Origin of the sequence: Micromonospora qiuiae, assembly GCF_016863555.1 — a bacterium.
GTDB classification, from domain to species: Bacteria; Actinomycetota; Actinomycetes; order Mycobacteriales; family Micromonosporaceae; genus Micromonospora; species Micromonospora qiuiae.
Window position 1 is genome coordinate 40,270 of sequence record NZ_BOPC01000043.1, and the last position, 19,341, is coordinate 59,610.

General features: G+C 70.1%; 17 protein-coding genes, 1 tRNA gene and 2 pseudogenes. 8 read left to right on the top strand and 12 right to left on the bottom strand.

Annotation, left to right across the window (positions count from 1 at the left end):
* Nucleotides 1–582 precede the first annotated feature (582 nt).
* Both Vqi01_RS16420 and Vqi01_RS16425 read right to left on the bottom strand, forming a co-directional pair.
* Nucleotides 583–1,056 carry an NUDIX domain-containing protein gene (locus Vqi01_RS16420; RefSeq protein ID WP_204035673.1) on the bottom strand — a complete coding sequence of 158 codons (474 nt, stop codon included), beginning with the start codon at nucleotides 1,054–1,056 and terminating at the stop codon, nucleotides 583–585.
* Nucleotides 1,053–1,775, bottom strand: coding sequence for a helix-turn-helix domain-containing protein (locus Vqi01_RS16425; RefSeq protein ID WP_239098442.1), 723 nt, complete (start codon nucleotides 1,773–1,775; stop codon nucleotides 1,053–1,055). Before Vqi01_RS16425 ends, Vqi01_RS16420 begins: the two co-directional genes overlap by 4 nt.
* A 270-nt stretch (nucleotides 1,776–2,045) precedes the next feature.
* Here Vqi01_RS16425 and Vqi01_RS16430 point away from each other — a divergent pair, with 270 nt between their 5' ends.
* Nucleotides 2,046–2,294 carry a flavin reductase gene (locus Vqi01_RS16430; RefSeq protein ID WP_204035710.1) on the top strand — a complete coding sequence of 83 codons (249 nt, stop codon included), beginning with the start codon at nucleotides 2,046–2,048 and terminating at the stop codon, nucleotides 2,292–2,294.
* A gap of 52 nt (nucleotides 2,295–2,346) precedes the next feature.
* On the opposite strand, the pseudogene Vqi01_RS16435 reads toward Vqi01_RS16430, so the two are convergent.
* Nucleotides 2,347–2,502, bottom strand: a pseudogene (locus tag Vqi01_RS16435) (site-specific integrase); the annotation flags it as partial.
* Nucleotides 2,503–2,640: 138 nt separating this feature from the next.
* Between Vqi01_RS16435 and Vqi01_RS16440 the strand changes: the two are divergent.
* A complete protein-coding gene (locus Vqi01_RS16440) occupies nucleotides 2,641–3,204 on the top strand; it encodes a GntR family transcriptional regulator (protein WP_204035676.1) in 564 nt (187 codons plus the stop codon).
* A 519-nt stretch (nucleotides 3,205–3,723) separates the two neighbouring features.
* On the opposite strand, the gene Vqi01_RS16445 is transcribed toward Vqi01_RS16440, so the two are convergent.
* From Vqi01_RS16445 to Vqi01_RS16460, 3 genes and pseudogenes are all read right to left on the bottom strand, one after another.
* Nucleotides 3,724–3,969, bottom strand: a complete 246-nt coding sequence (locus tag Vqi01_RS16445; RefSeq protein WP_204035677.1) for a YxzC family protein — start codon at nucleotides 3,967–3,969, stop codon at nucleotides 3,724–3,726.
* 323 nt (nucleotides 3,970–4,292) lie between these two features.
* Nucleotides 4,293–6,434: pseudogene (locus tag Vqi01_RS16455) on the bottom strand (polymorphic toxin-type HINT domain-containing protein); the annotation flags it as partial.
* 72 nt (nucleotides 6,435–6,506) lie between these two features.
* The gene (locus Vqi01_RS16460) at nucleotides 6,507–8,288 is read right to left on the bottom strand and encodes a potassium channel protein (RefSeq protein WP_204035678.1); all 1,782 of its coding nucleotides are present in this window, start codon (nucleotides 8,286–8,288) and stop codon (nucleotides 6,507–6,509) included.
* A 101-nt stretch (nucleotides 8,289–8,389) separates the two neighbouring features.
* On the opposite strand from Vqi01_RS16460, the gene Vqi01_RS16465 reads away from it, so the two are divergent.
* Entirely contained in the window at nucleotides 8,390–8,875 is a 486-nt protein-coding gene (locus Vqi01_RS16465) for an MSMEG_6728 family protein (RefSeq protein ID WP_204035679.1), read from the top strand.
* Nucleotides 8,876–8,964: 89 nt separating this feature from the next.
* The gene (locus Vqi01_RS16470; protein ID WP_204035711.1) at nucleotides 8,965–10,491 is read left to right on the top strand and encodes a hydroxysqualene dehydroxylase; all 1,527 of its coding nucleotides are present in this window, start codon (nucleotides 8,965–8,967) and stop codon (nucleotides 10,489–10,491) included.
* A 97-nt stretch (nucleotides 10,492–10,588) separates the two neighbouring features.
* Here Vqi01_RS16470 and Vqi01_RS16475 read toward each other — a convergent pair whose 3' ends face one another.
* Nucleotides 10,589–11,212: a TetR/AcrR family transcriptional regulator gene (locus Vqi01_RS16475; protein ID WP_204035680.1), complete on the bottom strand. Its 624-nt coding sequence runs from the start codon at nucleotides 11,210–11,212 to the stop codon at nucleotides 10,589–10,591.
* 60 nt (nucleotides 11,213–11,272) lie between these two features.
* Between Vqi01_RS16475 and Vqi01_RS16480 the strand changes: the two genes are divergently transcribed.
* On the top strand, nucleotides 11,273–11,851 hold the full coding sequence (locus tag Vqi01_RS16480; protein WP_239098437.1) for a peroxiredoxin-like family protein: 579 nt from the start codon (nucleotides 11,273–11,275) through the stop codon (nucleotides 11,849–11,851).
* A 30-nt stretch (nucleotides 11,852–11,881) separates the two neighbouring features.
* Here Vqi01_RS16480 and Vqi01_RS16485 read toward each other — a convergent pair whose 3' ends face one another.
* Both Vqi01_RS16485 and Vqi01_RS16490 read right to left on the bottom strand, forming a co-directional pair.
* Nucleotides 11,882–12,652: an enoyl-CoA hydratase/isomerase family protein gene (locus Vqi01_RS16485; RefSeq protein ID WP_204035681.1), complete on the bottom strand. Its 771-nt coding sequence runs from the start codon at nucleotides 12,650–12,652 to the stop codon at nucleotides 11,882–11,884.
* 261 nt (nucleotides 12,653–12,913) lie between these two features.
* Nucleotides 12,914–12,990: transfer RNA gene (locus Vqi01_RS16490), tRNA-Thr, on the bottom strand.
* Nucleotides 12,991–13,310: 320 nt separating this feature from the next.
* Between Vqi01_RS16490 and Vqi01_RS16495 the strand changes: the two genes are divergently transcribed.
* Nucleotides 13,311–14,402 carry an ABC transporter ATP-binding protein gene (locus tag Vqi01_RS16495; protein ID WP_204035682.1) on the top strand — a complete coding sequence of 364 codons (1,092 nt, stop codon included), beginning with the start codon at nucleotides 13,311–13,313 and terminating at the stop codon, nucleotides 14,400–14,402.
* Nucleotides 14,403–14,456: 54 nt separating this feature from the next.
* Here the strand turns inward: Vqi01_RS16495 and rlmB are convergent, their stop codons facing one another.
* Nucleotides 14,457–15,578, bottom strand: coding sequence for a 23S rRNA (guanosine(2251)-2'-O)-methyltransferase RlmB (gene rlmB / locus Vqi01_RS16500; protein WP_204035683.1), 1,122 nt, complete (start codon nucleotides 15,576–15,578; stop codon nucleotides 14,457–14,459).
* Nucleotides 15,578–16,993, bottom strand: coding sequence for a cysteine--tRNA ligase (cysS, locus tag Vqi01_RS16505; RefSeq protein ID WP_204035684.1), 1,416 nt, complete (start codon nucleotides 16,991–16,993; stop codon nucleotides 15,578–15,580). Before cysS ends, rlmB begins: the two co-directional genes overlap by 1 nt.
* A 201-nt stretch (nucleotides 16,994–17,194) precedes the next feature.
* On the opposite strand from cysS, the gene Vqi01_RS16510 reads away from it, so the two are divergent.
* A complete protein-coding gene (locus Vqi01_RS16510) occupies nucleotides 17,195–17,803 on the top strand; it encodes an IclR family transcriptional regulator (RefSeq protein ID WP_204035713.1) in 609 nt (202 codons plus the stop codon).
* 648 nt (nucleotides 17,804–18,451) lie between these two features.
* Here the strand turns inward: Vqi01_RS16510 and Vqi01_RS30780 are convergent.
* Nucleotides 18,452–18,676 (bottom strand): hypothetical protein, encoded by a 225-nt coding sequence (locus Vqi01_RS30780; protein ID WP_239098438.1) that lies wholly within the window; start codon nucleotides 18,674–18,676, stop codon nucleotides 18,452–18,454.
* 57 nt (nucleotides 18,677–18,733) lie between these two features.
* Between Vqi01_RS30780 and Vqi01_RS30785 the strand changes: the two genes are divergently transcribed.
* Complete coding sequence (locus tag Vqi01_RS30785) at nucleotides 18,734–19,300, top strand: endonuclease domain-containing protein (protein WP_239098439.1); 567 nt, start codon at nucleotides 18,734–18,736, stop codon at nucleotides 19,298–19,300.
* The last annotated feature ends 41 nt before the right edge of the window (nucleotides 19,301–19,341 follow it).

The window sequence follows — 19,341 nt, forward strand, 5'->3', positions numbered from 1 at the left end:
CTCCTAACATCGCGCCGAGATTGTGACTCTCCAGACCGTATCCCCAAGCTTCAGCCCCTGGCCCCTCAGCTGTGCAGAGATCTGAGCGCCGAGGCTTCTGTTCACCGAGGAATCGAGCAGCCACATGTTATCGATGTGATCGGCGCCGCCCAGCTGAAGATCAATCTTGTGATCGATGTCGGCGCCGGGGATGGTTTGCCTCCCATTTGCGCGCCAAACATCCGCCGCGCTTGCCGAACGCTGCACTTTAGTAACTACGAGCCGATCGGCAGAATTGAGTGCCGCAACCTTCGCGTCGGCAGCCACCCTCTGCTCGGCAGTCCAACTGTCCTTGTACTTGAGGTTAAGCGTAGCCCCGTTGCAATTGTGTACGAGGACGGGCGTGTCACCGGCGAGCACGTAGTACGTGTGGGATTTTCACCCCGTCACGCAATGTTACTTACGTTCTCATGGCGTTTCACCTGGCCTTTCGTGCGTGGCGCCTACTCGCCGCATCGAAATATATCGGTGTTGACGGCAACGACGACGGCAACCTGGGGAGACGTCCGCGCCCTTCAGCGGTCGGGGCATCGATGGATGTCGCTATCCCAGGTAGGGGGTGGCGCGGTGCTCGGCGTGGTGGTGGAGGCGGAGGCGGACGGTGTCGTGGATGGGGATACGGTCGAACTCGGTGGGGTGGATGAAGCGGACCTCGGTGGACTCGTCGCTGACGGTGATGGTGCCGCCGACGACGCGGGCGAGGTACGTGATGGTGAACTCTTGGCGGACTTCGCCGTCGGGGTAGGCGATGACGTGCGCGGGGTCGGTGTAGATGCCGAGCAGGCCAGTGATCTCGATGTCGAGGCCGGTCTCCTCTTTGACCTCGCGGACAGCGCACTGTTGGAGGGTTTCGCCGATGTCCATGGCGCCGCCGGGCAGCGACCAGTTGCCGGAGTCGGTGCGGCGTTGCAAGAGGACCCGATCATGCTCGTCGGTGACGATGGCTGCGGCGCCGGGGACGAGGCTGTTGGCGGCGGGTGCGTTGGGGTCGTGGTAGTAGTCGCGCCGGCCGGTCACCGGGTCTCCTTCGAGTAGCTGGTGGTGGTTTGCCAGATCTGTTCGAACTGGTCGGCGTGGGCGGCGAAGATGCCGTGCGGCGAGAGTTCGCGCAGGTGCAGGGCGGGGTGTTGGTAGCCGCGGGCGCGGTACAGGTGTGGGGTGACGATCATCTGGTGGTCGAACCGGAACACCGAGTTGTACAGGTGCACGGTGTGCAGGCCGATCTCCACCCCTGGCACGCCGTGGAGGGGTTCGCAGAAGTTGAGGGCGTTACGGATCCGGCCGGGTAGGGTGCCGCCGATCTGTTCGAGGGCGTCGCGTTCGGCGACGTGCGGGCAGTCGGGGTCGGCGAACGCGAGACGGACCCGGGCGCCGTTGGCGGCCTTGTCGGTGATGAGCTGCATGGTGTTGGGCAGCAACTCCAGGAGGAACGGGTAGGCGTAGCCGAGCAGGTCGATCCGCGTCGTGGCGCCGGTGAGCAGGGCGGCCCAGACGTGGTGAGGGATGTCGGCGCGGTGAGCGTAGGCGGCGACGACCTCAGCGGTGGCCTCCGCGCCCGGAGCCTGGTCGGGGCGAGTCTGCGGCCACAGGTCGGCTTCGGTCTCGCCGAGGGCGTCGGCAACGGCGAGGCGGGTGCGTTGGTGCGGGACGCGACCGGCGAGCCACCGGGTGACGGTCTTGACGTCGACACCGACGGCTGTGGCGAGGGCGGCCGGGTCGAGGTGGGCGCGGAGCATGGCCGCGCGGAGGCGGTGACTCATACCGACCCACGGTAGTGGACACGGCGGGACGCGCCAGGGTCGTGGAAGTGTCCGGCGTGGTGTCTGTCGGGACGTTGGGGTGCCCGAGGCTGGTTCGTAGGTTCAGCGACAGGGCCTCGCCGGTTCGCTTGCGGCAGTACGCCGGGCTGGCGGGTGCCAGGGGGGAAGGGGTTGCCGTCGGCCCTGGGAGTGGTCGGGTCGGTGTCGGCAGTGGCCCCTTCCCCCTTCCAACGAGCCCGATGGGTGGTGGGGTTGTTGTCGGTGCATCAGCCGGTACGGCCGCAGTGGATCTGCGCGGGGTGCGGGGCGGCGTGGCCGTGTCGGACCCGCAAGCGGCAGCTCGTGGCGGAGTTCACCGGTGCGCGGATATCGCTGATGCTGCACCTGTCGGCGTACCTGGTCCAGGCGTGCGAGGACCTGCCGAACACGCCGTCGGGGATCCTGCACGCGCGGTTCCTCGCCTGGCCACGCTCGGCGGCGCTGCGCAGCGAGTAGCGGCGCCCCGGCCAGGGATCGTGCTCTGGTCGGGGCGCCGCTGGTCGGTGAGTCAGTCGTCGGTGGGTGGGGTGTCGTCGTCCGGGTCGGTGTCGTCGGGGTGTAGGGCGCGGTTCATGGCTTCGATGGCGTTGCGGTGCAGGCGGGGCCGGACGTGGGCGTAGATGTCGGCGGTGACGTGCAGCCGGGCGTGGCCGAGGAGTTCCTTCGGTCCACGCCCCTGCCGGCGTGCGTCCCGTGCACATAAGGTGTCACGTGACACCTGTGACGGTCAAGAGGTTTAGGTACACGAGTGTCATGTGACGCCCGTCTCGCCCGATCAGCCCATGACGGCTACGATCAGCGCATGGCCCACGACCCAGACGACAAGCGAGCACTGTTCCAGCAGGTCGTCGACGACATCCTCGACCAGATCCGCGACGGACGCCTCAACCCCAACGACCCACTACCGTCCGCCCGCAAGATGGCCGACCTCTACGGCGTGGCCTCCATGACCGCCCAACGCGCACTACGCGAACTTCAACACCGACGCGTCACCTACAGCGTCGCCGGCAAAGGCACCTTCGTCCACCCCGACGCCTTCGACCTCCTCCGCGGCGGCGTCCTCCGCGAACCCATCGACAACCCCGACCTCCGCCGCCGAGTCGCCGCCTACCTCGCCGATCAACAGGCCATCACCATCCGCTACCACCACGCCCGCACGGCAGACGACAAGAACGCCGCCCTGCACGACCTGCTGCGCCACGCCGACACCAACAGCGACCTCATCGACGAAGTAATCAAATACCAGGCCGACCGAAGCAACTTCGCCCAGCAGCCCGAACACCTCCCACGCCCCAACCACGACGACCAGGCGCCATCACCCGCCAAGCGCTCCCGCAGCAACCGCAACCGCGCCCCGAAGCAGTAAGCCAGCCAGACCGAGGCCCTCGACCAAGATCCGACTGGCTCAAAACTGCCCTACAGGATCAAGAGAAGCGGCCCTGCCGAAGCCGGGCCGCGCGCACGCGCTACAGCCGTTCCGGCCCCGCGCGCACGCCCGCTAACACCGAGCCACCAACCCGCGCCCACGACGATCCGGTGGCCGAGGCCGTGACGATCCCTTCACCGCCCACCCTTGGCGAGTGGTTCCGGGAATCGACGCCGCACCGCTACGCGGCACGCCACCGAGCATCCCTGGCCCCGGTGCATCACATCGATTGATCTGGATTGGTATCGCAATGCTGACGGCAACCGTGACGGCAACGCAGGCCGACCGCCACGAACCCGTACAGACAGCCGTCACGCTACGCATTCACCTCAGCCGTCAAGGAAGGCCGTCGCAGAGCATCGATGTTTTGACTTTCTTGCCGTCTCGAGCCCGTATTCGAGAATCGAATATACGGGCAGCATTCGCCCCCGCGCTCGCGAATGGCCCCCCGTTCATCGACTATGCATCAAGGTCCGCTATCCAGGCGCGAAAGTCCTCTTCGCCATGGAGATATACCCCTGGCCCCTCCTGAAGATCGGCGCCGGCTAGCCGATCGAGGGCGGTCCAAAGAGTTGAATCTGATGAGTAATCTGCAGATTCGTCTTTGATCAGCTCCAGGGCCCAGTCCGCGACTTCCTCTCGCCTAACCGACCCCTGGATCAGGGCGGCCATCCTGCTCCTGACCTGCTGGTGGATGTCCTGCACTACTACCAACTCCCTGTGTAGTTGCCGCCAGCGTCGAACATATAGTGAACCTTGCTGCCGCCGGTTGCGCCAACATCAGGGCGAACGATTCTGGCCCTTCCGCTATGATCCAAGGTTTCGTGCCAAATACGGGTAGTCCCAGTATCAGGATTCCACTCCCGCACGAGGCGACGGCCAACCATCTCCCCAGGCGTCCGCGCCTCGGCTATCTCACCATAAAAGCGGACTCGACCATCGGATAGCTCACGAACGCCACCCTTTCCATACTTTGCCGCTTGATCCAAAAACTCCTGTGGGTACGCCTTAAAATGCGGAACCTCGCCGCCACCGCAGTTGTGGACGAGGACCGGCGTCGTGCCGGCGAGCACATAGTACGTGTGGATGCCTGCAACGGTGAGGTTGTAGGCGGTGCCTTGTTGAACGGTGTTCCAGTCGAGCCCCGTGACGGTGAGGGTTGCTCCGGTGGCCGTGTGCAGTAGGTCTCCAGGGTCGAGATCCTGGCTGTCCTGCCACTGCTGGTCGGTCACATTCCAGAACGGGTGGTCCTCAGTGGTGGTGACGTCTCCACCGCTCACCTTGAGATCGACGAGCTGATCCTCGTGAACCCACAGGTGGGTCACCTCGCGAGCGCCTTCCTCCCCCGTTTCGGGGTCGGTGGCCAGGACGCTGTCTCCGATCTCGATGTCTCGGATTGGCTTCTTGCTGCCGTCCGCCATCAGGACTTCGGTGTCACCGCTGAAGCTGTGGAAACCACAGGCTCCCCCTGCGCCACCGCGGACTGCTGATCGCGCTCCGGAGCCCGCCATCCCGATGGATGTACGAAGTCCTGCGCCACTCGCGAGGCCGAAGGCTCCTGCGCCTAGGGCGGGCAGGAGAACCGCGCCGCCTGCCCCCAGCACACCGCCGATCGCTCCGCCGAGGACGGCTTCGCCGGCGAGTTGCCAGCCGCTCTCCTCATCGGCGTCGAGGCCGTTGCTGACCAGGGACCCGACAGCGCCGCCGACGAACCCACCAATCGCTGCGCAGCCGACAGCGGCTACGCCGAAGCTCCCTGCGGTGCAGGCTGCACCGACGACGACACCGGCTGCGACACCGGCGACCGTACCCACTGCCCCGGCGTTCCGGCACCAGAAGCTGGCCTGGCATTCGCGTTGTTTGCGTTCTGCCTCGGCGCGTTCGTTGCTCGCCTTCCGGAATGCTTCTCGTTGCTGCTGACAGCTGGATCCGCAGGCCGGGGGAACGTACTTCTTGACGATCTTGGTGACCGTCTTCCCAGAGGACGTGGTGCTGACATAGGCACGGTCGCCGGTGTCCTCGTTGTTTTCAGTGAAGTACAGGCCGGTGGGGTCGGCATTGTCGATCGGGTTGTTGCCGCCGTACTGGTACCCGTTGTACTGAGCGGGGCTATCGGCGACGAGGACCGGGTCGACGGAGATGAACCGGCCCAGTGTGTGGTCGTACTGACGGGCACCGACGTTGGTCAGGCCGGTGGGATCGATGTCCCCGCCGACGAAGCCCTTGTTGTTCACCCAGACCGGGTTGGAGCCGCGCGGCGCACCGTACGGAGTCTGACGGCGGATGGAGACGGCTTGGGTGCCGGCGTTCACCGCGATCTGTTGCGTGCCCTGGTGGTCGTTGAACAGCCAGGTCAGGTCGGTGGTAGCCGAGCCGCCCTTGCGGGACGCGCAGACAGTGCCGGCGAAGCTGTAGTAGCGGGTGCCGGTGTTGACGTTGCCTTCCCGGCGGATTTCCTGACCGGGTAGGTAGAGCGTGGTGCCGCTGCTGTCGCGGCGGATGATCCTGGTGCCGTCGGCGTCGTAGACGTTGGTTTCGATGGTCTGGCCGCCGGCGGCGACCGTCGCCAGCTTGCCCTCGGCGTCCCAACCCAAGGTCTGACTGTTGGTACCGGTGCCGCAGTTGTTCGCGGCGGTGCCGGTCGGCCGGCAGATGGTGTTGCCGGCTCCGTCGTAGGCGTAGTTGTTGACGATGTCACTCTGGCCCGGTGCCTGCGTGGTCATCGCGGTGACGGCGTGTGGGCGTACGACGTTCTGGCCGCCGGTCGGCACCGCGTAGGTGCGGGTGGTGTCGCCGCTGGCGGTGTGGCTGATGCGGCGGGTGGCTTCGTCGCGGTAGACGGCGTCCTGGGTCCAGGTGCCGCCGGGCATCTTGTAGATCGATCCGCTGCGTTCGCCGTAGGCGGTGTAGCTGGCGGTGGCCATCGTGCCGGCTGCACCGGTGAGGCTGGTGTCCAGCCGGACGGGCATCCCGGTGGTGGCGTCGTAGTCGGTGGTCACTTCCTCGGTGACCAGCCCACCACCGGCCGGGTAAGAGATCGACGTCGGGGTGCCGGTCGCCTCCGAGTAGTTGTAGGCGTAGATGTAGGTGCCGCTCAGGCCGGTCTCGTTACCGGGAATGACGTAGTTGATGCCCTTGGGCTGGTAGCGGTTGTCGAAGCTGCGCAGCCGGACATCACTGGATGACCCAAGGCGACGACCAGCAAGTCGATTGTCATCTATAGGTGATATGCGTCATAGGGCCTACTCCGTCGCCTCGCGCGGCTCGGGAGCGTTGGGCGGGGTCTCCGGCTCGGGCGGGGCGGCTTTGCGGAGCAGGGCGTTCAGGCCGGCCCGGCGGGCCATCACGGTCAGCCGGTCCCCGGCTACGATCACTCGCCGCCGCTCAGGCGTCCAGTCGTACCGCTGGCCGGCACGGGCGTGCGCAAGCAGGCGTACGCTCCCCGCCTTGTTCACTGTGGCGAGCGGCTGCCCGTCCAGAGCCGAGCCGGCCGCCACCGCGACCTCGGTGACCAGCAGGGCGTGCCGACCGACCGGGATGGTGGCGATCACCGCCCGGTCCAGCAGCGCGGCGGCGAACGACGGGGCGGCCAGGTAGGAGACGCTGCGCGAGGTGCCGATGCCGAAGGCACGCTGCACCCGCTCGGCGAAGTCGCCGTCGAACAGCCGCAACACCACCCGGAGCTGGTCGTTGATGGCCCGGCCGTTCAGCGCCGCCCGCAGGTTGGCTCCGTCGTCGGTGGAAACCACGACCAACGCCTGGCAGGTGGCCACCGAGGCGGCCCGCAACGTCTCCTCCTGCGCCGCGTCCCCCACCACCAGCGGTACACCCAGCCGCCGGGCGAGCCCGGCGCCGCGCGCGTCCCGGTTCTTGTCGATCGCCACCACCTCGAGGCCGAAGTCGTTGAGCTGAGCCATCACCCGGGTGCCGATGTTGCCCAGCCCCACCACCACGACGTGCCCGGAACGCTCGGGCAGGATCCGCCCGGTGTGCAGGGCCAGCCGGGCGTTGACCACCCCGTCGACCACCACTGCGGTGATCAGCGGAATCAGCGCCAGGCCGGCAAGGTTGAGCACCACCTGCATGATCTGTTCGGCGGCGCCCTTGGCGGTGTCCGGGTCCTGCCCGGTGAGGGTGGTGACCAGGGCCAGGTACACCGCATCGGCCAGGTTCACGTGCGCCGCGTTGGCGTACAGCCCACCGAGCACGCCCACCACGGCGAGCAGCAGGATCACCGCGATGCCGATTTTGCGGCTGGCGAAGCTGCGGATCGCCCGCAGCACCATCGCCACCGGTCGGCGGCGGCGCCGGGCCCGGGCCATTCGGCGTGCGGCCAGCTCGGCGCCCGCCGGTCGACCGACCGCCTCGGCGAGCACCACGTCGGCGTCCCGGTCGCGCGCCGGCAGCACCAGCACCTGCTGCGGATCGCGGGTGTCGGCCACCCCGCAGACGATGTCGTTCGGCCGTACGTCGTCACTGCGGGCCACGTAGAGGGTGCGTCCGCCGTGCCGGAAGTGGGTGGGCGCGACCTCGCCGAGTGCGGCGGCCACGAAGGCCGGGGCGGCCATCGAAGTGTCCGAGAGCACCGCCGAGTCGGGGAAGATCTGCCGGACCCCGTTGGCCAGGCCGGTGTTGAACATCCGCACCACCAGGCGCAGCCGGGGCTCGACCTCCTGGGCGCACAGGGCGGCGTGCATGTTGCCCACGTCGTCCTGGTGCAACAGGGCCAGCCCTTCCGCCCCGGTCAGCCCGGCCCGGCGGAAGGTGATCTCGTCCAGCCGGTCGGCCCGGATCACCTCGACGCCGGGCAGGTCACGGCCGTCCGGCCCGGGAGAGCGTCGGCGCTCGGGCACGATGAGCGTGATCCGCAGCCGTTTGGCCTGTGTCTCGCCGCCGCGTAACGCCCGCACCACCCAGTAGGCGAGCGGGTCCTGGCCGCAGATCACGTAGTGCGCCCGAGGCTCACCGTTGGGCCGTAACCGGCGGCCGGCTCGCAGGGCCCGGTCGAGCAGCGGCTCCGCCATGCCCGCATGGTAGTCACCGGGGTCGCTCCCCCGCAGCCCGGTGACGATCATGAACTTCACTGGTCCGGCATGTCCCCGCTGCTGGAGGGTACGGCAGCGACATGCAGACGTTCCTCCCGTATCCGGACTTCCTGGCCAGCGCCCGAACGCTGGACCAGCGACGGCTCGGCAAGCAGCGGGTCGAGGCGATCCAGGTGCTGCGCGCGCTGACCCGGCCCGGGTACGGCTGGCGCAACCACCCGGCGGTGAAGATGTGGACCGGGTACGAGGAGGCCGTGACCCGCTACGGGCTGGACGTCTGCGAGGTCTGGTGTGCGACCGGCCGGGCGGACACCTGTGCCGCGACCCTGACCGCCGATCTCGCCGCCGCCCGCGGCATCGAGCACGTCCGGTCCCAGCAGGAGCTGGCGGTGGCCGGTGAGCTCCCGCCCTGGCTCGGCCGCACGGACCTGCACCTGAGCCACCGCTCGGCGCTGCTACGCAAGGATCCCGCCCACTACCGCCCGATCTTCGGCCCCGACGTCCCCGACAACCTGGACTACGTCTGGCCCCCCTCCGACCGCATGCAAGGAAGGGCCCCCTATTAACGCCTCGTGAGGTAAAAGGGCCCCTTCTTAACAACCGGATGCTTCCGCACACTTCGGGCAGACTGGTGAGGTCGAGCCGGGAGGTGCGGGTGGCGCTGTCGCAGGTGGTCGGCCGGCTCATCGGCGTACGCCCGCACCGGATGGACCCGGGCGGCGGCGGCCCTGACCGGGTGCCGCGGCCGGTCACCGCAGTGGTCGTCGGCGGTGGAATCGCCGGCATGTCCGCGGCCGTGGTCCTCGCCGAACGAGGTGTCGAGGTGACCGTCCTGGAGGCCGCGCCCACCCTCGGCGGCCGGTTGGGTGCCTGGCCGGAGACGCTCGCAGACGGCAGCGGCCACGTCAACGAGCACGGCTTCCACGCCTTCTTCCGGCAGTACTACAACTGGCGCAACATCCTGCGCCGGATCGACCCGGCGCTGCGCTTCCTGCGGCCCGTGCCGGGTTACCCGGTGGTCAGCGCACGCTGGCCGACCGAGGAGTTCGGGCGACTGCCGCCCGCCCCACCGGCGAACCTGCTCACCCTGTTGGCCCGCAGCCCCAGCGTGCGGCTGCGCGACCTGGGCGGGATGGACCGCGACGCCGCCCTGCCGCTGCTGGCCTACCATCCGGTACGCACCTACGCCGAGTTCGACCGCGTCACCGCCGAGGAGCTGCTCACCTCGCTACGGCTGCCGGACCGGGCCCGGGCGATGCTCTTCGAGGTCTTCTCCCACTCGTTCTTCAACCACGAGGCGGAGATGTCGGCCGCCGAGCTGATCGCCCAGTTCCACTTCTACCTGCTCGGCAACCCGGAAGGGCTGGCCTTCGACTGCCCCGACGAGGACTACGCCACGGCGATCTGGGCGCCGCTGGCCCGGCACGTCGAGCGCCACGGCGGACGGGTGCTCACCGGCGTCGCGGCGATTGCGCTGGACCGTGATCCGGCCGGCTGGCGGGTGGCGACCGCCGAGCGGGCGTACCGGGCCGGGCACGTCGTGCTGGCCGTCGACCCGCCGGCGCTCGCCGCGCTGGTCGCGGCCTCCCCCACGCTGGCCGACGCCGCCCCGCAACTGATGGCGGCGATGCCCACGTACGGGCGGCCCGGCCCGCCGTACGCGGTGGCGCGCTACTGGTGCGACGGAGACGTACGCCTCGATCGGGCGATCTTCAACGGGGTGTCCCGCCAACCCACGCTGGATTCGGTGACGCTGTACCACCGGCTGGAGCACGAATCCCGGCGCTGGGCGGAGCGCACCGGCGGCTCGGTCATCGAGCTGCACGCGTACGCCTGCGAGCCGGCCGTGCCCGCGACGGAGCTGGCCGAACGGATGCGCGCCGAGCTGACCGAACTCTGGCCGGAGGCCGGTCGGCTGCGCGTGCGTGAGCTGCGCGCCCGGGTGGAGGCGAAGGCACCCGCCTTCGCGGTCGGCAGCCATGCCCGGCGGCCCGGCGTACGCACCGATGCCGACGGGCTCTACCTGGCCGGCGACGGCATCCGCACCGACTTTCCCAGTGCGCTGATGGAACGGGCAGCGGCCACCGGCATCCTCGCGGCGAACCACATCCTGCGCTCGGCGGGCGCCGCCACCGAGCCGCTGCGTTCGGTCCGGCCCCGGGGCCTGCTCGCCCGCCGCTGACGCTGGGTCCGCCGCCTGCTCGACGCCGCCGAGGAGGCTGATCCCACGCGAGTCTGCCTGGGCGCGGACGGGCGGCACGGACGGCGGACGGGGTGGGTCAGCTGGACCGGTCGGCCAGACCTCGCAGGAACAGGGCCAGGCCGCCGTCGAACTCGGCGTCCGGGCCGACCTGGCCCGCGGAGCGGGCCGTGTCGGCGAGGTAGGGGAACGCCTCCGACGGAAGCTCGGCCAGCACTGCGGTGCCGGGCCCGGCGAGCGGGCCCAGGTGTTCCAGTTGGATCGCGCCGAGGAGGTAGCTGAGCAGCCCACGCAGGGCGACCACCCGTTGCTCGCCGGTCAGTCCGGCCTCGGTCAGCAACCCGAGCATCGTCTCCGTCCAGCGCAGCACGGCACGGGAGCGGTGCCGGTGCACGGGCACCAGGGCCGCGATCGCCGGATGGGCGGCGACGGCCGCGCGCATCCGTCGCACCATGACCGTGACACGGTCGGCCCACGGCAGCCCCGGATCGGGCGGTTGGCTGTCGATCCGGTCGAGGACCCGCTCCACGACCAGCCGTTCCAGCTCGCCGCGATCGTCGACGTACCGGTAGAGGGCCATCGCGCTCATCGACAACTCGGTGGCCACCGCCCGCATGGTGAACCCGGCGAGTCCGTCGCGGTCGATCACGGTCAACGCCGCCGAGGCGATCCGGTCGGGAGTCAGGGAGCGGGGCCGAGGCATGGCCCTTGACACCCTACTGCACCCTCGTAGGTATACGTCGTACGCCTACAGGGAGGCCCCGTGCGTACCCCTCTTTCCCGGCCGGTCGTGAGCACCCGGACGCTCACCCCGGTCAACGCCGGACCCGTCGAGCTGCCCGACCCGCAACGGCTGGTCCACCTCCAGTTCCGCCGGTTCGCCGGATGTCCGGTGTGCAACCTGCATCTGCGCTCGGTGATACGCCGACACGCCGAGATCGAGGCGGCCGGCGTACGTGAGGTGATGCTGTTCCACTCCCCCGCCGACGAGTTGCGCGAGCACGTCGCGGACCTGCCGGTCGCCGTGGTCGCCGACCCGGACAAGCGGCTCTACCGGGAGTTCGGGGTCGAGGCCGGACGCCGGGCGCTGCTGGATCCCCGAGCCTGGCTGCCGATCGTCCGCGCGGTGCTTACCGGCGTGTGGCATGTGCTGCGCGGCCGGGAGCGACTGCCCGCCAGCACACCGCACGGCGGGCGGCTCGGTCTGCCGGCCGACTTCCTGGTCGCTTCCGACGGCCGGATCGTCGCCTTCAACTACGGTCGGCACGCCTACGACCAGTGGTCGGTGGACACCCTGCTGACCCTGGTCGCGGCCCACCGCCGGATGCCCGACCGGCCCTGACCGCGCCACGCCGGCGGGGGCGCGGGGACATCAGCGGCTGGCGGGCGGCGTCCAGCCGAAACCCGGCGGACGACGCTCGTGGAATGCCGCAAGGCCTTCCTGGGCCTCGCCGCTGTCCCGCATCTGCCGGTGCCACCAGGCAACCCGGTCGTCGTCGACCCGGTCGTCGACGATCTCCTTCGCGGCGGCGACGCTGAGCTGCGAACGCTCCGCGATCGTGCCGGTGAGCCCGTCGATCCGGGCGGCCAACTCGGCGCCGGGCAGCACCTCGTCGACCAGGCCGACGCGCAGCGCCCGCCCGGCGTCGATCAGATCTCCGGTGAAGAGGAGATGCTTGGCCGCCGCCGGGCCGACCAGTCGGGCCAGCCGACGCGTGGTGGGCGCCGGGTAGACCAGGCCGAGCCGGGCCGGCGGTACGCCGAACCGCGCGTCCTCGGCGGCGATCCGCAGGTCGCAGGCGACGGCGAGCTGGCAGCCTCCGCCGACGCAGGCGCCCCGGATCGCGGCCACGGTCGGCTTGGCGAAGACGGACAGACGTTCCTCGGCCGCGACCGCGATGCCGAGGTCGCCGGCCAGCAACTCGTCCAGGTCGCCGAGGTCGGCACCGGCGCAGAAGGTGCCGTCGGCGCCGGTGAGCACCAGCGCGCGTACCGTCGGATCGGCCTCCAGGCCGTCGAGCAGCACCGGCAGTTGCCGCCACATCGCCGGCGTCATCGCGTTGCGCCGGTCCGGGTTGCGGATCACCACCGTGGCCACCGGCCCCGTCACCTCGACGACCAGTTCGGCGTCCGCCACCGTCACCGTCCCTCCGCCGGGCCGGCGTGACCTGCACCGGCGTTGGCCGCGAGGTTAGCCTGCCGACGGCGCTGCCGGCGCGGGCAGGCCACATCGCTGCCGGTCGGGTCACACAGGTCACATCGCTGCCGGTCGGGTCACGCAGGCCACACCGCTGCCGATCGGGCCACGGGGGGCGCCCGCTGCCGATCGTCGGCCCGTCGCCGGCCGCGCCCGGTGGGCGTCGGCGCCTCGCCGACGCCCCCGGTGTGCCGTGCGTGATACGGATGGAGCCCCCGGCCGGGATCGAACCGGCGACATCCCGCTTACAAGGCGGGTGCTCTGGCCAGCTGAGCTACAGGGGCGCTGTGCCGTGGTCAGCATAGCGACCAACGTCCGCTTTTCCCGCTCGGCAGGGGTCCCGAGCACGGGAAACGTCAACATCCCGACCTGCAGGCGTCGATTCGTGTCCGAGCGTGCCCGAGTGACCGGAATGCGAATGCTTCCGATCCCGTCAACGATCCCGCATCTTGGCAGTACGGCGAAAGCCGTTTACGGTGCAGTGACACGGACGACATGGGCCACCCCCCTGCCGGTCGTGGCGCCGGCACGGGCCTTTCCTGCCGGTTGCTCCTTCACTCGGATCGTCCGGCACGTTCCTGCCGGTGAAAGGAAGCGTCCCCTCATGGCTACGGTCACCTACGCGAAGGCGTCCCGGATCTACCCGGGCACCGAACGCCCCGCGGTCAACCAGCTCGACCTCCAGATCGGTGACGGCGAGTTCCTCGTCCTGGTCGGTCCCTCCGGTTGTGGTAAGTCCACCAGCCTGCGCATGCTCGCCGGCCTCGAAGACGTCGACGAGGGCGCGATCTACATCGACGACCGCGACGTGACCCACCTGCCGCCGAAGGCCCGTGACATCGCGATGGTCTTCCAGAACTACGCCCTCTACCCGCACATGACGGTGTACGAGAACATGGCGTTCGCGCTCAAGCTGCGCAAGACCTCCAAGTCGGAGATCGACCGGCGGGTCAAGGAGGCGGCGGCGCTGCTCCAGCTGGAGGAGTTCCTCAGCCGCAAGCCGAAGGCGCTCTCCGGCGGTCAGCGCCAGCGGGTCGCGATGGGCCGCGCCATCGTCCGGGAGCCCCAGGTCTTCCTGATGGACGAGCCGCTGTCGAACCTCGACGCCAAGCTCCGGGTGCAGACCCGTACCCAGATCGCCTCGCTCCAGGCCAAGCTCGGCGTCACCACCGTTTACGTGACCCACGACCAGGTCGAGGCCATGACCATGGGCCACCGGGTGGCGGTCATGCTCGACGGCGTGCTCCAGCAGGTGGACAGCCCCCGGGCGCTCTACGACACCCCGGCCAACGTCTTCGTCGCCGGCTTCATGGGCTCGCCCGCCATGAACATCAAGACCGTCCCGCTCACCGAGCAGGGCGCGGCGTTCGCCGAGTTGTTCATCCCGCTGACCCGGGAGCAGACCGAGGCGGCCCGCGCCGAGGGTGGCGACGGCAAGGTGACCGTGGGCTTCCGTCCGGAGGACTGCGACATCGTCAGCGCGACCGAGGGCGGCATGCCGGTCGTCGTCGAGCTGGTCGAGGACCTCGGCTCGGACGCCAACGTCTACGGCCACGCCGCGCTGGACGGCGCCTCCGAGCGGTTCGTCGTGCGTACCGACCGGCGGCACATGCCGAACATGGGCGACACGATCTTCGTGAAGCCGCGTACCGGCCGGAGCCACGTCTTCCACGCCGCCACCGGGCAGCGGATCTGACGTAGCGACAGTGAAGGGGCGGTCCGGCGGACCGCCCCTTCGTCGTTCGCGAGGTCAGCCCTCGACGGCCCGGCGGCGGGCCACCTCGGCGAGCGTGACCGCAGCGGCCACGCTCGCGTTGAGCGATTCCACCTCGGAGACCATCGGGATGCTGACGGTCAGGTCGCAGGTCTGCCCGACCAGTCGGGACAGCCCCCGCCCCTCCGAGCCGACCACCACGACCAGCGGCCCGACTGCGGCCTCCAGGTTGTACAGGTCGGTTTCGCCGTCGGCGTCCAGACCGACCACCACGAAGCCGGCGTCCTGGCACGCCTTCAACGACCGGGTCAGGTTGGTGACCTGCGCCACCGGCACGCGGGCCGCCGCGCCGGCGCTGGTCCGCCAGGCGGTCGCGGTGATCCCGGCGGCCCGTCGCTCCGGTACGAAGACCCCCTGGGCGCCGAACGCGGCAGCCGACCGGATCACCGCACCGAGGTTGCGTGGGTCGGTGACCCCGTCCAGCGCCACCAGCAGCGGTGCCGGCTGCTCCACCGCGGCGGCGAGCAGGTCCTCGAACTGCTCGTACGCGAACGGCGGCACCTGGAGGCCGATCCCCTGGTGCAGCACGCCTCCGGTCATCCGGTCCAGCTCGGCCCGGCTGACCTCCAGGATGGCGATGGCCCGGTCGGCCGCGGTGCGGACGCTCTCGTTCACCCGGTCGTCGATGTCGATGCCCTGCGCGAGGTAGAGCGCGGTGGTCGGCACCTGGGCACGCAGCGCCTCCAGTACCGGATTACGCCCGACCAGCAGCTCCGGCGCGTCCTTCGCGGGGTTGGACTTGCGCCCCGGGGCGACCCGGGGGCCACCCCGCCCGGCCGGCTGCTTGCCCCGGGCCGCTCTGGGCGCGGACGTACCCCGACCGCCGCCCTTGCCCCAGGTGGTGTCCTTGCTGCCGGGCTTGCCGATCTTCGGGATCCGCCCCTCCTCGGCCGCCGCCCGGCGCTCCTTCTCCTGCTTCCAGGCGGTACGCTGCGGCAGCTTCTCGGTGCCGGAGTACGCCTTGTGCCAGGGCCGTTCGTCGGCCGGCAGGGTCCGGCCGCGCCCGGCGAGGGCGTTCCGGTTCTTGCCGCCGGAGCCCTTCGGGGCAGCCGCCTTCGACGTGGTTCGCCGGCCACGGCGTTGCGAATTGCCGGCCATCAGTCATGTTCTCCAATTGTCCAACGCGGGCCCTGCGGGGTGTCCTCGACCACCACGCCAGCCCGCTTGAGTTGATCCCGCAGCGCGTCGGCGGCGGCCCAGTCCTTGCGGACCCGGGCCTGCGCGCGCTGTTCGAGGGCCAGGGCGACCAGGGAGTCCACCACGCCACGGAGGTCACTCGCCCGGGCTCCGCCGGTCCACGCCGGGTCGAGGGGGTCGACCCCGAGGATATCCAGCATCGCGCGCACGCCGCCGAGGGCGGTGCGTACGGTCACGTCGTCCCCGTCGGTCAGCGCGTTGTTGCCGTCGCGCAACACCTCGTGCAGTACGGCCAGCGCCGCCGAGGTGTTCAGGTCGTCGTCCATCGCCGCCGCGAACCCGGCCGGCAGTTCGCCGAGCTGGCCGGCGCCCACCCGCTCGGCGGCCCGTTGCACGAAACCCTCGATCCGCCGGTACGCGACGGCCGCCTCGCGCAGCGCCTCCTCCGAGTAGTCGATGCGCGAACGGTAGTGCGCGGCCACGTAGTAGTAGCGCAGCTCGACCGGGCGCACCCCGAGCGCGGCGACGTAGTCCAGGTCGAGGGTGTTCCCCAGCGACTTGCCCATCTTGGTCCCGCCGATGCCGAGCAGACCGTGGTGCACCCAGTACCGGGCGAAGGGCAGGTCGGCGGCCTGGGACTGGGCCAGCTCGTTCTCGTGGTGCGGAAAGATCAGGTCGAGCCCGCCGCCGTGGATGTCGAACTCGGCGCCCAGATAACGCCAGCACATCGCCGAGCACTCGATGTGCCAGCCGGGGCGGCCCCGCCCCCACGGCGACGGCCAGTAGGCGTCCGCCGGCTCGTCCGGCTTGGCGCCCTTCCAGAGCGCGAAGTCGCGGGGATCCCGCTTGCCGCGTTCCGGAGCGCCACCGGCGGACTGCATGTCCTCCGGGGACTGGTTGGACAACGCACCGTACGCCGGCCACGACCGCACGTCGAAGTACACGTCGCCGGAGCCGTCGGTGGCCGGGTAGGCGTGCCCCCGGTCGATCAACTGCGCGATCAGCTCGTGCATCTCGGGGATGTGCCCGGTCGCCCTCGGTTCGTAGGTCGGCGGCAGCACGTTCAACGCCCGGTACGCCTCGGCGAGCTTCCGCTCGTTGGCGTACGCGATCGACCAGAACGGCTGCCCCTGCTCCTGGGCCTTGACGAGGATCTTGTCGTCGATGTCGGTCAGGTTGCGAATGAACGTGACCTGGTAGCCGGCGGAGAGCAACCAGCGGCGCAACACGTCGTAGCTGACGCCTGATCGAAGATGGCCGATGTGCGGCGGGGCCTGAAGGGTGAGACCACACAGGTAGACCCCGACCTTGCCGGCTTCCCGCGGGACGAAGTCCCGCACCGATCGGGTGGCGGTGTCATACAGGCGTAGCGTCACCGTACAAGGGTAGCCGTCCGTCGTTCGCCCGGCCCGCCGGAGCCGGGTCGTACGCTGCTGGTCGTGAATTCCCCACCGCCCCCCAGCCCGGAACAGCCGGCCGTCCCCGGAGGCTCGGCCGTCCCCGGAGGCTCGGCCGTCCCCGGAGGCTCGGCCGTCCCCGGCAGCTCGGCCGTCCCGGGCGGTGAGACGGCGCAGACGCTGGATCGGGGTCTGCGGCTGCTGCATCTGGTCGCGGACGCGCCCGGTGGGCTGACCATCACCGAGGCGGCGCACCGGCTGGGCATCGGGCGGGCCGCGATCTACCGACTGGTGGCGCCGCTGGCCGGGCACGGCATGCTGCGGCGCGACGCCGCCGGCCGGCTCCGCCTCGGCGCCGGCGTGCTCCAGCTGGCGCGACGAGCGCAGCCACTGCTCGCCGAGGGAGCGCTGCCGGCGCTGCGGCGGCTCGCCGAACAGGCCGGGGCCACCGCTCACCTCACCGTGGTCGAGGGAGGCGAGGGAGTCGCGCTGGCGGTGGTCGAGCCGAGCTGGACGTCGTTCCACGTGGCGTACCGGACCGGGGCCCGGCACCCGCTGGAACGCGGCGCCGGGGGCCGGGCCATCCTCGCCGGTCGGACCGGTGCCGCCGGCCCGGTCAGCACCGTCGGTGAGCTGCAACCCGGTGCGTACGGAGTGGCGGCGCCGGTGCTCGGCGTGCCCGGCCTGGAGGCGAGCGTCGGAGTGGTCGCATTGGCGGAGTTGGATGTCGAGACGGTGGGTGCCCAGGTGCTTGCCGCCGCCACCGCCGTCGCGGCTGCCCTGCGCTGACCGACCCGGCTTCCCGATGGCCCGGCCCGGCTTCCCGATGACCCGGCCCGGCTTCCCGATGATCGGCCCGACTCGCGCCGACCGGGCCGATCCCTACCAACCGGGCCGATCCGCGCCGACCGGCCGGGCCTGCGCTCGATTCGCTGGCTTGGGAACCCCACATGCGGCAAGTCCCAGCGACACCCAACGAGCGGGAAGTTACGGACGCGCGGCGGCGCCCTCGTCGAGCCCTCGCCTTGACGCGATTAGCGAATGACGTCCCGACTTACGGCAAGTCGCGCTTGGCGCCCCGGCTTACCGCAAGTCGCGCCTTCCACCAGGATTGTCGGCCCGACTTGCCGCATCCTGAGGTGGCACCGCGACATGACGGACCGAGATGCCGCAACTCGTGCATGCAGTCCGTGCGGCGATCATCCGACTTGCCGCAAGTCGTGGCCTGAGACCGGCCGCGGGGACGGAGAAGGCAGGAAAGCCGACGCATCCATAGCACATGAGACGGCGCCTGTGGACGTTATCCACAGGGGACCGACGAGCGGCCGCCCGAGGTTATCCACAGGGGCTGCCCCGCGGCGGAAATGCCCGCAGGCTTCCCTCATGCCTGCTCAAGCACACCGACCGGAAGCCCTGGCGTGGCAGGTCTTCCGCGGCTCAGACGCCGTCCACCGAGGCCTGCTCACTGCTCATCAACTTCGCAGTTCCGCCTGGATACGGCTTCGGCGGGACATCTACGCCGATGCTCGTCTCGATCGCGATCACGAGTTGGCCTGCCGCGCGGTGGCGCTCCAGTTGCCGGTTGGAGCGGCCATCGCTGGCCCGTCGGCGGCATACCTGCACGGCGTGGAGCATGCCGCAGGCTTCGCCGATCCTGTCCATGTCCTGGTACCGACCTCGTCCGGGCTGCGCAGTCAACGTGGCCTACAGGTGCACACAATGGCCCGGGAGGAGCTCGCCGGGCTTCCCCGCCTGGGCACGCCAAAACGCACCGACTCGACGCGGGCGGCCTGGGAGAGCGCCGTCTGGCTGGAGCCGGTCCGCGCGATCGGCATAGTCGACACTCTCCTCGGCCGGAATCTGACCACACGGGCGGCGCTGACGGAGATCGCCGCCGCGAACGACAACCGTCCAGGCGTACGCCGGGCAAGTTGGCTGTTCGACCTGGCCGAGCCGGCAGCCCAGTCACCAGCTGAGTCGCAGCTGCGTATCCGGCTGATACTGGCCGGTCTACCGCGCCCGGTCGTTCAGCATCCGGTGCGGGTGGCCAGCGGCCCGATTCTTCATCCCGACCTCGCCTGGCCGGACTTCCGCGTGGCGGTGGAGTACGACGGGCAATGGCACTCGGATCGCGAGCAGTTACACCGGGACCGCCAACGGCTCAATCTACTTGTCGGTGCGGGCTGGCTGGTCCTGCATGTAACCGGTCGCCGCCTTTACGGGGATTTCCTGGGGATCGTGCGCGAAGTCCGCTCCGCCCTACTCGACCGCGGCTGGCGCCGGTAACGGTGGCCCGATCGGAATGATCCTCAGGCCGGGCCACCGCC